Annotated in this window: 12 protein-coding genes and 2 pseudogenes; 4 read left to right on the forward strand and 10 right to left on the reverse strand. The window is 72.9% G+C overall.

Annotated features, from left to right (window positions below):
* The first annotated feature begins 660 nt into the window (after window positions 1-660).
* Both AC0VYN_RS25415 and AC0VYN_RS25420 read left to right on the forward strand, forming a co-directional pair.
* Window positions 661-1,443, forward strand: a complete 783-nt coding sequence (locus AC0VYN_RS25415; protein WP_475532837.1) for a hypothetical protein — start codon at window positions 661-663, stop codon at window positions 1,441-1,443.
* 65 nt (window positions 1,444-1,508) lie between these two features.
* Complete coding sequence (locus AC0VYN_RS25420; RefSeq protein WP_385467996.1) at window positions 1,509-1,823, forward strand: hypothetical protein; 315 nt, start codon at window positions 1,509-1,511, stop codon at window positions 1,821-1,823.
* A gap of 63 nt (window positions 1,824-1,886) precedes the next feature.
* Here the strand turns inward: AC0VYN_RS25420 and der are convergent, their stop codons facing one another.
* The 5 genes from der to aroH form a co-directional block, all read right to left on the reverse strand.
* A complete protein-coding gene (gene der / locus AC0VYN_RS25425; protein ID WP_475532838.1) occupies window positions 1,887-3,365 on the reverse strand; it encodes a ribosome biogenesis GTPase Der in 1,479 nt (492 codons plus the stop codon).
* A 58-nt stretch (window positions 3,366-3,423) separates the two neighbouring features.
* Window positions 3,424-4,026: a lysophospholipid acyltransferase family protein gene (locus AC0VYN_RS25430; protein WP_451628980.1), complete on the reverse strand. Its 603-nt coding sequence runs from the start codon at window positions 4,024-4,026 to the stop codon at window positions 3,424-3,426.
* Between the two features lie 62 nt (window positions 4,027-4,088).
* Entirely contained in the window at window positions 4,089-4,784 is a 696-nt protein-coding gene (gene cmk, locus AC0VYN_RS25435; protein ID WP_385472144.1) for a (d)CMP kinase, read from the reverse strand.
* A 122-nt stretch (window positions 4,785-4,906) separates the two neighbouring features.
* Complete coding sequence (locus AC0VYN_RS25440; RefSeq protein ID WP_475532839.1) at window positions 4,907-5,992, reverse strand: prephenate dehydrogenase; 1,086 nt, start codon at window positions 5,990-5,992, stop codon at window positions 4,907-4,909.
* The gene (aroH, locus tag AC0VYN_RS25445) at window positions 5,989-6,351 is read right to left on the reverse strand and encodes a chorismate mutase (RefSeq protein ID WP_475532840.1); all 363 of its coding nucleotides are present in this window, start codon (window positions 6,349-6,351) and stop codon (window positions 5,989-5,991) included. Before aroH ends, AC0VYN_RS25440 begins: the two co-directional genes overlap by 4 nt.
* A 142-nt stretch (window positions 6,352-6,493) precedes the next feature.
* Here aroH and AC0VYN_RS25450 point away from each other — a divergent pair, with 142 nt between their 5' ends.
* Both AC0VYN_RS25450 and AC0VYN_RS25455 read left to right on the forward strand, forming a co-directional pair.
* On the forward strand, window positions 6,494-6,892 hold the full coding sequence (locus AC0VYN_RS25450; RefSeq protein WP_475532841.1) for a Rieske (2Fe-2S) protein: 399 nt from the start codon (window positions 6,494-6,496) through the stop codon (window positions 6,890-6,892).
* A gap of 23 nt (window positions 6,893-6,915) precedes the next feature.
* Entirely contained in the window at window positions 6,916-7,614 is a 699-nt protein-coding gene (locus AC0VYN_RS25455) for a nucleotidyltransferase domain-containing protein (RefSeq protein ID WP_475532842.1), read from the forward strand.
* A gap of 6 nt (window positions 7,615-7,620) precedes the next feature.
* Here the strand turns inward: AC0VYN_RS25455 and AC0VYN_RS25460 are convergent.
* The 5 genes and pseudogenes from AC0VYN_RS25460 to AC0VYN_RS25480 form a co-directional block, all read right to left on the reverse strand.
* A pseudogene (locus AC0VYN_RS25460) lies at window positions 7,621-8,434 on the reverse strand (ADP-ribosylglycohydrolase family protein).
* Window positions 8,431-9,150: an NUDIX hydrolase gene (locus AC0VYN_RS25465; RefSeq protein ID WP_475532843.1), complete on the reverse strand. Its 720-nt coding sequence runs from the start codon at window positions 9,148-9,150 to the stop codon at window positions 8,431-8,433. The pseudogene AC0VYN_RS25460 and the gene AC0VYN_RS25465 overlap by 4 nt, the downstream one beginning before the upstream one ends.
* A 71-nt stretch (window positions 9,151-9,221) precedes the next feature.
* On the reverse strand, window positions 9,222-10,337 hold the full coding sequence (locus tag AC0VYN_RS25470; protein WP_475532844.1) for a pseudouridine synthase: 1,116 nt from the start codon (window positions 10,335-10,337) through the stop codon (window positions 9,222-9,224).
* Window positions 10,337-10,991, reverse strand: a pseudogene (scpB, locus tag AC0VYN_RS25475) (SMC-Scp complex subunit ScpB). Before scpB ends, AC0VYN_RS25470 begins: the two are co-directional and overlap by 1 nt.
* 5 nt (window positions 10,992-10,996) lie before the next feature.
* A complete protein-coding gene (locus AC0VYN_RS25480) occupies window positions 10,997-12,007 on the reverse strand; it encodes a segregation and condensation protein A (protein WP_475536986.1) in 1,011 nt (336 codons plus the stop codon).
* Window positions 12,008-12,236: the final 229 nt, after the last annotated feature.

Genomic DNA, 12,236 nt, shown 5'->3' on the forward strand with positions numbered 1-12,236 from the left:
CAGGCCCGTAACACAGGGCACCGAGGCCCCTACGGTCACACTTCTGTCACAGGACCACGGCCTGCGTTTTGACCGAACTCCTTCACTCGAACGGACGCATCCGCGCAACTTCTTCGAGACCGGGGCGACAATTTCGGCGCAGCGCGCCACCCCCTCGAATTCTCGAACGGAAAAAGGCGGCGCCGTGCACCGCGGAGCGCAATTCCTTTCCCGGGAGTAGGACCGAACGGACGTGCGACCATCGGATATCGACACAGGAAACACACTTCTCACCCACAGTTTCCCCGCGCCCGGGCGCCGGCGCCCGGGACCGGGCGAGGGAGCGTCCGGCGGGCCGTGGCCCACCCCGGCCGACCCGGCGGGCGCCGAAGATTTCCGCCACCCGGTTCGTTCGCCGATTTCCTGATTTGTCGACCTGCCGATCCGACGACCTTCCGCGCCCCTCCCCCGACAACTCCCCTATGCTCCAACGCATTTGAGCGTCCGCGAGCGATGACGCCGCCGTTCGGACAGGGCGTCGGGCGGTTCGATTCCGTTCGCCCCGGGGCGTGACTCCCGCCGCGGATCGCCCGTTGTCTTCAGCATGAGCCGGGGACCCGCCCGGACCGCGGGCCGGGAGCCACCCGGTCCGGTCACGCACCGCATCCGAGGGAGCCACCCGTGCCGCGCATGCTCGACGTCAGCGACGACGTACGCGCCGAGATCGGCGACGAAGAAGCCGACCGCCTGCTCGCCGGGGAGTCCGCCCCGGGCAGCTACGACTGCACGTCCTGCCGCACTCCCGGCGACTGCGAGCAGGAGCGCACCAGCACCGTGCTCTTCGTCGGGGACGAGACCGCCGTCCTGGCCTTCGCACACGCGGGCTGCCTGCCTTCGCAGGTCGTCAAGGTCACCGAGGAACAGCTCCAGGGGGCCGTGCGGTCCATCAACGCCGACTCCGCGCGCCCGCAGCCGCAGGCCCCGGCGCCCGAGCAGGCCGTGCTGGGCGTGACCAGCGGCCTCGTCCTGCTCGCCGACGAGCTGCACCCGGCGCTGGTGGTCGAACCGACCGCGCCCATCGTGCGGCCCGGCACCACCGGCACCGGCGACGACTTCCTGCCGCTGCTGATCGAACAGGGCTTCACGCCGGTCGTCGCGCTGTCCACCGCCCCCGCCGTGCTGCACGGCTGGTCGGTGCTGCTCGCCATGGGCCAGCTGCACGCGGTGCTCCAGCCCGGGACCGACGGCGGCCGGCCGGTGGCCTGGTGGCAGGCGCACCAGCCCCTCCAGGTCACCGAGGGCTGGCGCACGGCGGCCCACAAGCAGCAGCAGGTACTGATGTACGCGGCGCCGGTTGGGACGATCGGCCGGCAGCCCAGGGAGGACCTGCTGCGCGACGCCCTGGACAGGGCGGCGGCACACGGGCAGCTGGTCGCCGCCGCGTTGCCGCTGGCGGGGACCTGATCACCGACCGGGGGTGACCGCCGCCCCGGCCGCATCCCTTCCGGCCCGGGGTCGTTTGGACATACGTGCACGCATACGACTCCTCCCACCGCCACGGTGGCCCCTCGGCCACGCCGATCTACGACGCGCTCTACGCCGAGTACGTCAGGTCCTTCCGCTCGCTGCCGGGGGATCGCAGCGGCGAGGAGGAGCTGGAGTTCACCGGGTTCGGGACCATGTCCCGCGGCCGGGCCTACAGCGCCTACGGCGTGGGCGCCCACAGCGCCCGGCTCGCCCAGGAGTCGTCGTGGCAGCGCGTCGGCCAGCTCGGCCCGCACGGCACCGGGACGATGCGCCACGTCCCGGCCGCACTCCCGCCGGCCCCCCGCAGGGGCGCCTGAGCTCGGACGAAGCGGCGAGAGGGGGCGGTCCCGGTCGGGACCGCCCCCTCTCGCCGCTCACCGCTACTTCTTCTTCGCGCCGCGCTTCTCGCGCACCCGCACCGAGATGTGGATCGGCGTCCCCTCGAAGCCGAACTCCTCACGCAGCCGGCGCTCGATGAAGCGCCGGTAGCCCGCCTCGATGAAGCCGGAGGCGAAGAGCACGAACCGCGGGGGCTTGGTGCCGGCCTGCGTGCCGAACAGGATGCGCGGCTGCTTGCCGCCCCGCACCGGATGCGGGTGGGCGGCGACCAGCTCGCCGAGGAAGGCGTTCAGCCGGCCCGTCGGCACGCGCGTCTCCCAGCCGGCCAGGGCCGTCTCGATCGCCGGGACGAGCTTCTCCATGTGCCGCCCGGTCTGCGCCGAGACGTTCACCCGCGGCGCCCACGCCACCTGGCCGAGCTCCGTCTCGATCTCCCGCTCCAGGTAGTAGCGGCGCTCCTCGTCGAGGGTGTCCCACTTGTTGTAGGCGACCACGATCGCGCGGCCCGCCTCGACGGCCATGGTGACGATCCGCTGGTCCTGCACCGAGATGGACTCGGAGGAGTCGATGAGGACGACGGCGACCTCCGCCTTCTCGACGGCGGCCGCGGTGCGCAGCGAGGCGTAGTAGTCGGCGCCCTGCTGGAGGTGGACGCGCTTGCGGATGCCCGCCGTGTCGACGAACTTCCAGGTCTTGCCGCCGAGCTCGATCAGCTCGTCGACCGGGTCACGGGTGGTGCCGGCCAGTTCGTCGACCACGACCCGCTCCTCGCCCGCCACCTTGTTCAACAGGGAGGACTTGCCGACGTTGGGCCGGCCGATCAGGGCCACGCGGCGCGGGCCGCCGACAGCGGTGCCGAAGGTCTGCGCGGGGGCCTCGGGCAGGGCCTCGAGGACCCTGTCGAGCATGTCGCCGGTGCCGCGGCCGTGCAGCGCGGAGACCGGGTGCGGCTCCCCCAGACCCAGCGACCACAGATACGACGCGTCCGCCTCGCCGCTGGGGCCGTCCACCTTGTTGGCGCACAGCACGACGGGCTTGCCGGCCTTGCGCAGCAGCCGTACCACCGCCTCGTCGGTGTCGGTGGCGCCGACCTTGGCGTCCACGACGAAGACGACCGCGTCGGCGGCCTCGATGGCGTACTCGGCCTGGGCGGCGACGGAGGCGTCGATGCCGAGGACGTCCTGCTCCCAGCCGCCGGTGTCGACGACCTTGAAGCGGCGGCCGGCCCACTCGGCCTCGTAGGTGACGCGGTCGCGGGTGACGCCGGGCTTGTCCTCGACGACCGCCTCCCGGCGGCCGATGATGCGGTTCACCAGGGTCGACTTGCCGACATTGGGGCGGCCGACGACGGCGAGGACGGGCAGCGGGCCGTGCCCGGCCTCCTCGATGGCGCCCTCGACCTCCGACAGGTCGAAGCCCTCTTCCGCGGCGAGCTCCATGAACTGCGCGTATTCGGCGTCGCCAAGCGCCCCGTGGTCGTGCTCCTCGCCCGAACCCTCGGAGTGGATGTCGTCGTTCATGAAGTCCGTACCTCGTTCATCGTGGTGATCGGTGGACCGGTCCTGTACCGGTGGCCCACTACTGAAGTGTCGCCTGGCGGCCGGTGAGCCGCCTGGCGTTTTCCAGGTGCGCGGTGAGCTGCTTCTGGATGCGCTCGGTCGCCTCGTCCAGCGCCTTGCGGGTGCGTCGTCCGCTGCCGTCGCCCGCGTCGAAGGGGTCGCCGAAGACGACGTCGACGCGGGAACGCAGGGGTGGCAGCGCCTTTATCAACCGCCCGGGTCTCTCGGAACTTCCCAGGACGGCGACCGGGACGATCGGGGCGCCGCCGCGCACGGCGAAGTAGGCGAGGCCGGCGCGCAGCGAGGCGAAGTCGCCCTCGCCACGGGTGCCCTCCGGGAAGATGCCCAGCACGCCGCCGCTGTCCAGCACGCCGAGCGCCTGTCCGATGGCCGCGCGGTCGGCGGAGTGGCGGTCCACCTTGAGCTGGCCGATGCCGGTCAGGAACTGTCCGAGCGGTCCGACGAACGCCTCCTTCTTGATCAGGAAGTGCGTCGGCCGGGGCGCCACGCCCATGACCATCGGGCCGTCGATGTTGTGCGCGTGGTTGACGGCGAAGATCAGCGGGCCGGTCGTGGGCACCCGCCAGGCGCCCAGCACGCGGGGCTTCCACAGGCCGTACATCAGGCCGACGCCGATGCGCCGCCCGACCTCGGCGCCCTTCTCGGAGGGGACGGAGGGTGAGGTCACTTACCCGCCCGCTTCTCCTCGACGAGGGTGACGACGCACTCGATGACCTGCGGCAGGGTGAGGTCGGTGGTGTCCACCTCGACCGCGTCGTCCGCCTTGGCGAGCGGCGAGGTCTTGCGGCTGGAGTCGGCCGCGTCCCGCTTGATCAGGGCCTCGCGGGTGGCGCGCACGTCGGCGTCCTTGAGCTCGCCGCTGCGCCGGGCGGCGCGGGCCTCGGGCGAGGCGGTCAGGAAGATCTTCAGGTCGGCGTCGGGCAGCACGGTCGTACCGATGTCGCGGCCCTCGACGACGATGCCCCGCTCGGCGGCGGCGGCGATGGTGCGCTGGAGCTCGGTGATCCGGGTCCGCACCTCGGGCACGGCGCTGACCGCGCTCACCTTGGAGGTGACCTCCTGGGTGCGGATCGGGCCGGCCACGTCCACGCCGTCGACCGCGATGGCCGGTGCCGCCGGGTCGGTGCCGGAGACGATCTCCGGCTTGCCGGCCGCGGCCGCGACGGCGTGCGGGTCGGCTATGTCGATGCCGTTGGTCACCATCCACCATGTGATCGCCCGGTACTGGGCGCCGGTGTCCAGGTAGCTCAGGCCGAGCTGCGCGGCGACGGCCTTCGACGTGCTCGACTTGCCCGTGCCGGAGGGGCCGTCGATGGCGACAATCACGGCCGGGGCGGTCGGGGCGGCGCCGTTTTCCACGAGGGGACACCTTCCTGGTGCGGTGCGGTGGGTGGTGTGCGGGACGCGAGCGCGTCCCGCACAAGGTTACTGGGTCGGCGGAGCCCCTCCGACAGGCGCATGACCCCGTGCGGCCGGGCGCCTCACTGCCGGATCGCCCAGCCCCGTTCCCGCAGGGCCGCCGTCAGCACGGCGGCGGACTTGGGTTCGACCAGCAGCTGTACCAGGCCGGCCTGCTGCCCGGTGGCGTGCTCGATCCGCACGTCCTCGATGTTGACGCCGGCCCGTCCCGCGTCCGCGAAGATGCGGGCGAGCTGTCCCGGCTGGTCGTCGATGAGGACGGCCACGGTCTCGTAGACGCGCGGCGCGGAGCCGTGCTTGCCGGGGACCCGGACCTGGCCGGCGTTGCCGCGCCGCAGGACGGCCTCGATGCCGGCGCTGCCCTCGCGGCGCTTGTCGTCGTCGGAGGACTGCAGGGCGCGCAGGGCCCGCACCGTCTCCTCCAGGTCGGTGGCGACGTCGCCGAGCAGGTCGGCGACCGGCCCCGGGTTCGCGGAGAGGATGTCGATCCACATCCGGGGGTCGGAGGCGGCGATCCGGGTCACGTCGCGGATGCCCTGCCCGCACAGGCGTACGGCGGCCTCCTCGGCGTGCTCCAGGCGGGCGGCGACCATGCTGGAGACCAGGTGGGGCATGTGGGAGACGAGCGCCACGGCGCGGTCGTGGGCGTCGGCGTCCATGACGACCGGCACGGCCCGGCAGTGCGAGATCAGTTCGAGCGCGAGGTTGAGCACCTCGGTGTCGGTGTCCCGGGTCGGGGTGAGGACCCACGGGCGGCCCTCGAAGAGGTCGGCCGTGGCGGCCAGCGGGCCGGACTTCTCGCGGCCGGACATGGGGTGGGTGCCGATGTACGCGGACAGGTCGAGTCCGCGCGCCTCCAGTTCGCGCCGGGGGCCGCCCTTGACGCTGGCCACGTCGATGTAGCCGCGGGCGAGGCCGCGCTCCATGGCGTCGGCGAGCACGTCGGCGACCAGGGCCGGCGGGGCGGCGACGACGGCGAGGTCGACGGGTCCCCCGGGGGCCTCGTCGGTTCCGGCGCCGAGGGCCGCGGCGGTGCGGGCCTGCCCGGGGTCGTGGTCGGCGAGGTGCACGACGACGCCCCGCCCGGTCAGGGCGAGGGCGGCGGAGGTGCCGATCAGGCCGGTGCCGATGACGAGTGCGGTTCTCACTGGGCGATGTCCTTGCGCAGGGCCGCGGCGGCGCCGAGGTAGACGTGGGCGATGCCGGCGCGGGGCCGGTCGGACTCGATGTGGGCCAGGATCCGGACGACGCGCGGCATGGCGCCCTCGACGTCCATCTCCTGGGCGCAGATCAGCGGGACGTCGGTGACGCCGAGCTTGCGGGCGGCGGCGGCCGGGAAGTCGCTGTGCAGGTCGGGCGTGGCCGTGAACCAGATGCTGATCAGGTCGTCGGCGGTCAGCTCGTTGCGTTCCAGGACGGCGGTCAGCAGGGCCGCGACCCGCTCGTCCATGTGCCCGGCTTCGTCCCGTTCCAGTTGGACGGCGCCCCGGACCGCTCGTACCGCCACGGCGATGCTCCTTGCTGACGTGCGTTTCGGCTCTTGGTCCGTCCAGCGTAGTCAGGCCGCGCCGGGCCGGTGCGCGGCGCCCGCCTCCTGAGACGCTGGTCCCGGCCTCGGCCACCGCCCTCTCACCTCCCGGAGCGACGACATGACGCACAGCCCCGCCCGCCGTACGGTCCTTCTCTGCGCGGGTGCGGCGACGCTCGCCGCCGGCTGCGGCGACGGGAGCGGCGACAGCGGCTCCCCGGCGGTCTCGCCGGGGCGGGAGCTGGCGGCGACGGGCGACATCCCGGTCGGCGGGGGCAAGGTCTTCGACGCCGAGAAGATCGTGGTGACACAGCCGCGGCAGGGCGAGTTCAAGGCCTTCTCCGCCGTCTGCACCCACCAGGGCTGCATCGTGGCGGACGTGCGCGACGGCACCATCCTCTGTTCCTGCCACGGCAGCAGGTTCGCCATCACCGACGGCGCGGTGGAGCAGGGCCCGGCGACGAAGCCGCTGCCGCAGGAGCGGATCTCCGTGGAGGGAAATTCGGTCCGTCTGGCGTGAGGGGGCGACGTACGCTCCCGGGCATGCACCCCGAGACCCTGGTACGCGACCACACGATCTACGCCTGTGTCATGGGTTCGCGCGCCTTCGGTCTGGCGACGCGGGACAGCGACACGGACCGCCGGGGCGTCTACCTCGCCCCGACGCCGCTGTTCTGGCGCTTCGAGAAGCCGCCGGCCCACGTCGAGAAGCCGGCCGAGGAGCAGTTCAGCTGGGAGCTGGAGCGCTTCTGCGAACTGGCCCTGCGCGCGAACCCGAACATCCTGGAGTGCCTGCACTCCCCGCTCGTGGAGTACGCCGACGCCACCGGCCGTGAACTCCTGGAGCTGCGCGGGGCGTTCCTGTCCCGCCGGGCCCACGGGACGTTCACGCGGTACGCGCACGGCCAGCGCCGCAAGCTGGACGCCGACGTGCGCGCGTACGGCGCCCCGCGCTGGAAGCACGCGATGCACCTGCTGCGGCTGCTGACGTCCGCCCGCGACCTGCTGCGCACGGGCACCCTCACCGTCGACGTCGGCGACCGGCGCGAGGCGCTGCTCGCCGTCAGGCGCGGCGAGGTGCCCTGGCCCGAGGTGGAGTCGCGGATGGCCCGCCTGGCGGAGCAGAACGAGCGGGCCGTCCGCCGCAGCCCCCTCCCCGAGGAGCCGGACCGGCGCCGCGTGGAGGACTTCCTGTTCCGTGCCCGGCAGGCCTCGGCCCGGGAGGACGCCGGGCGGGCCTGACGCCGCTCAGGCGTCCCAGAGCGTGCCGAGGTCGAGGAGGCCCGAGCGGTACTCGATGCGGTCGGACCAGGCGGCCGGCCATGCGTCGGCGCCCAGGTGGGCGCCCGCGAAGGCGCCGGCGAGGCAGGCGATGGAGTCGGAGTCGCCGGAGGTGCAGGCACCGCGGCGCAGGGCCGTCAGCGGCTCGTCGACGAAGAGCAGGAAGCAGAGCAGCCCGGCGGCCATGGCCTCCTCGGCGATCCAGCCCTCGCCGACCGCGAGGCACGGGTCGGTCTCCGGGGAGACGGTGCGCACCGCGTGCTGGAGCCGGTCGAGTATCGCCAGACACTCGTCCCAGCCGCGGGCGATGAAGTGCTCGGGCGTGGGGTCCTGGGCGCGGGTCCACAGGTCACCGAGCCAGCGCGGCGACGCGCATGTTGGCGCCGCAGCCCTTGGAGTGGATCTGGCTGGCGTCCTGCCAGGGGCGGTCCCCTCGCTCCAGCAGGTCGCAGGCCGTGAGGCAGGTGTTGCCCGGGGCCCGGTTGTTCTCCGGCGACCGGTTCCAGGCGATGAACTCCCGCCGTACGGGCTCGGCCATCGCCTCGGGCGTCAGGCTCCCGCGGTCCATGGCCGTGCGCAGCCCCCGTCCCAGGGCCAGCGTCATCTGGGTGTCGTCGGTGACGATCGCCGGCCGGGGCAGCTCCATCTGCCGCCAGGGTCCGCACTTGGCGAGGATCGACGGGACGTCGTTGAACTCGGTGGGGAAGCCCAGCGCGTCCCCGAGGGCGAGTCCGGTGAGCGCCCCGGTGGCAGCGCGCTTGGTGACGGTGGTCGTGGTCATGCGGGGCGTCCTTCCCGAGGGGTGCGGAGCAGGGGCGGGTGCAGGGCGGTGGCCGGGCCGGCGCGGTAGAGAGCGGCCGGTTTGCCGCGGCCTCCGGTCAGCCGGGCGGCCCCGGGGACCGGTTCGACGAAGCCGGGGGTGGCGAGGACCTTGCGGCGGAAGTTGGGCCGGTCCAGGGCCGTGCCCCACACCGTCTCGTAGACCTGCTGGAGCTCGCCGAGGGTGAACTCGGCCGGGCAGAAGGCGGTCGCCAGGCAGGTGTACTCGAGCTTGGCGCCGACGCGTTCCCGGGCGTCGGCCAGGATCCGGTCGTGGTCGAAGGCGAGGCCCTGGGCCTTGTCGTACGGGACCCAGCGGGCCTCGGCCGCGTCGGTGCCCGCGTGCGGCTCGGGAGGGTCGGGCAGCAGCGCCGTGAACGCGACGGAGACGACCCGCATCCGGGGGTCCCGCCCCGGCTCGCTGTAGGTCCGCAGCTGCTCCAGGTGCAGCCCGGTCACGTCCGCCAGGCCGGTCTCCTCGGCCAGCTCGCGGCGGGCCGCCCGCTCCGCCGACTCCTCGGGCAGCAGAAAGCCGCCGGGCAGTGCCCAGCGGCCGGCGTACGGCTCCTGACCCCGCTCGACGAGCAGCACGTGCAGCGCGCCCGCGCGGAGCGTGAGGACGGCGAGATCGACGGTGACGGCGAAGGGCTCGAAGGCGTGCTTGTCGTAGCCGAGCACGGGCGGCCACCCCCTTAATAGTCACTCAGACTATAAAAGGGGGTGGCCGCCCGTCACAACCCTCCGGACCCCTAGAGGTCGACCTCCTGCATCAGCATCCCGACCTCCGTGTTGGACAGCCGGCGCAGCCATCCCGACTTCTGGTCGCCCAGCGTGATCGGACCGAAGGCGGTGCGCACGAGCTTGTCCACGGGGAAGCCCGCCTCCGCCAGCATCCGGCGGACGATGTGCTTGCGGCCCTCGTGGAGGGTGACCTCGACCAGGTAGTTCTTGCCGGTCTGCTCCACGACCCGGAAGTGGTCCGCGCGCGCGTACCCGTCCTCCAGCTGGATGCCGTCCTTCAGGCGCTTGCCGAGGTCGCGCGGGATCGGGCCCACGATGTGCGCGAGATAGGTCTTCTTGACGCCGTACTTCGGGTGGGTCAGGCGGTGCGCCAGCTCGCCGTGGTTGGTGAGCAGGATGACGCCCTCGGTCTCGGTGTCGAGCCGGCCCACGTGGAAGAGGCGGGTCTCGCGGTTGGTGACGTAGTCACCGAGGCACTGCCGGCCCTCCGGGTCCTCCATGGTGGACACGACACCGGCGGGCTTGTTGAGCGAGAAGAACTGGTACGACTGCGTGGCGACGGTCAGACCGTCGACCTTGACCTCGTCCTTCTCCGGGTCTACCCGCTTGCCCTGCTCGAGGACGATCTCGCCGTTGACCTCGACGCGCGCCTGCTCGATCAGCTCCTCGCAGGACCGCCGGGAGCCGTATCCCGCGCGCGCGAGGACCTTCTGCAGGCGCTCGCCCTCCTGCTCGGCGCCCGGGAAGGTCTTGGGCAGCTTGACGTCCTTCTTGCCCGCGTACCGCTCGCGGTTGCGCTCCTCTGCCCGCGTCTCGTACTCGCGGGACGTGGCCGGGACCGAGCGCCCCCGCTGCAGGGGCTTCTTCGGTCCGCCCTTGGCACCGCCGCGGGCCGAGGGGCCGCGGCCCGACTTGGGGCCCTCCTGGGTGGCGCCAGGACCCACGTCGTAGCGCCGCTCCTCCGGGCGCGGCTTCTTGGGACGGCCGTCCTGCTTGTCGTCGCGGTTGTTACCGGCGCCGCGGTGGTTACCGCGGCCACCGCTGCTCCCGCCGCGGCCGCCGCTGTTGCCACCACGGCTCCCGCCGTTGTTTCCGCTGCTGTTCCTGCCGCTGCTGCTTCGCATCAAAGTTCCGTCTTGTCGTCTGCGTCCTCGGAATCCGGGGCGTCCGGATCGAACGACGGGACCCCTTCCAGCGTCTCGGCCTCGATCGCCGCCGCCTCCGGGAGGAAGGGCGCGAAGCTCCGGAAGCTCGTCCAGGCCGCGAAGGCCCATCCGTTCCAGGAAGTAGTTCGTCGTCACGTACAGGATCGCACCTGTTTCGGGTTCCGTGCCCGCCTCCTCCACCAGACCCCGTTGCAGGAGGGTGCGCATCACGCCGTCGCAGTTCACGCCGCGCACCGCGGAGACGCGGCTGCGGCTGACCGGCTGGCGGTAGGCGACCACCGCGAGGGTCTCCAGCGCGGCCTGGGTGAGGCGGGCGTGCTGGCCGTCCAGGACGAAGCCCTCGACGGCCGCGGCGTACTCGGGGCGGGTGTAGAAGCGCCAGCCGCCCGCGACGAGCCTGAGCTCGAAACCGCGGCCCTGGACGGTGTACTCGTCGGCCAGCTCGCGCAGCGCGTCCGCGATCTGCCGCCGGGGCCGCTGGAGGACCTTCGCGAGGTGCTCCTCGGTCGCGGGTTCGTCGACGACCATGAGGACGGCTTCGAGGGCGGGCCTGAGGTCGAGGGCGGCGACGTCACGCGGCCCGTCCGGGAACTCCGTGGTCTCGTCACTCACGTCACTCACGCCTGCTGCTCCTCCTCGGTCTTCTCGTTCTCCTCGGGCTCCCGGTCGAACTCGTCGGTCACCACCGGCTCGGCGTCCCCGTCCCCGCCGGTCCAGCGCACCAGCAGATCGCCGAGCGCGGTCTCCTGGTCGAGCGCGACGGCCTTCTCGCGGTACAGCTCCAGCAGCGCGAGGAAGCGGGCCACGACGGTCAGGGTGTCCTCGGTGTCGTCCACCAGGACACGGAAGCTGGCCTCGCCCAGCTCCCGCAGCCGGGCCACGACGATCTGGGCCTGCTCCTGCACGCTCACCAGGGGCGCGTGGATGTGCTCGACGTACACCTGCGGCTTGGGCTTGGGCTGCATCGCCTTCACGGCGAGCCTGGCGAAGCCCTCCGGACCGATGCTGATGACGACCTCGGGCAGCAGCTCGGCGTGGTGGGGTTCCAGGCCGACGGTGCGGGGGTAGCGGCGGGCCTCGGCCTCCAGACGCCCGTTGAAGATCTCCGCGATCTGCTTGTACGCGCGGTACTGCAGCAGCCGCGCGAAGAGCAGGTCACGGGCCTCCAGCAGCGCGAGATCGGCCTCGTCCTCCACCTCGGCGGCCGGGAGCAGCCGGGCCGCCTTCAGATCGAGCAGGGTGGCCGCGACGACCAGGAACTCGGTCGTCTCGTCGAGGTCCCAGTCCGGCCCGATGGCGCGGATGTGCGCCATGAACTCGTCGGTCACCTTGGACAGCGCGACCTCGGTGACGTCCATCTTGTGCCTGGAGATGAGCTGGAGGAGCAGGTCGAAGGGCCCCTCGAAGTTGGCGAGCCGAACCTTGAAGACCCCGTTCCCCGCGTCCTGGGCCGCCCCTCCCGGAACCGACGGCTCGGGCCCGCCCTGCGGCGAGGCGGCCTGAGCCGCGTGGACGGCCTCCAGGGCCCCCGGTGACGGGCTCGCGTGCTCCTCGGGGCCCTCCCCCGGACCCGGGCCCTCCGGCGCGGCACCGGACGTCGCAGGCGCGGCCGTGGGTGCCGACTGCACGACCCCGGAGGGCTCCGGAGTGCCGTGCGGGGGACGCTCGTGATCCGTGCGTCCGTACTCCGGCCCGGGACCCTCCGGCCCGGCTTCCGGGGCGTCCTGTGGCGTGCGGCCGCGGTCCGTGGGCCCGTACTCCGGCCCGGCCGCCTCGGGGCGGGCACTCGTCGGGGCTTCCGGGTCGTCCGGCGCGGCGGCCTCCGGGCCGGCGGGCCCCGCGTCGGGCTCCGCTGCC

The sequence above is a fragment of the Streptomyces sp. 63XJN7_1_ISO-PGPR-S23-121 genome, from assembly GCF_056173025.1.

Excerpts from the sequence above, each read along its gene's own strand:
- der (WP_475532838.1), bottom strand. The coding sequence starts at position 3,365 with ATGAACGACGACATCCACTCCGAGGGTTCGGGCGAGGAGCACGACCAC.
- AC0VYN_RS25430 (WP_451628980.1), bottom strand. The coding sequence starts at position 4,026 with ATGTACGGCCTGTGGAAGCCCCGCGTGCTGGGCGCCTGGCGGGTGCCC.
- AC0VYN_RS25450 (WP_475532841.1), top strand. The coding sequence starts at position 6,494 with ATGACGCACAGCCCCGCCCGCCGTACGGTCCTTCTCTGCGCGGGTGCG.
- AC0VYN_RS25455 (WP_475532842.1), top strand. The coding sequence starts at position 6,916 with ATGCACCCCGAGACCCTGGTACGCGACCACACGATCTACGCCTGTGTC.
- AC0VYN_RS25470 (WP_475532844.1), bottom strand. The coding sequence starts at position 10,337 with ATGCGAAGCAGCAGCGGCAGGAACAGCAGCGGAAACAACGGCGGGAGC.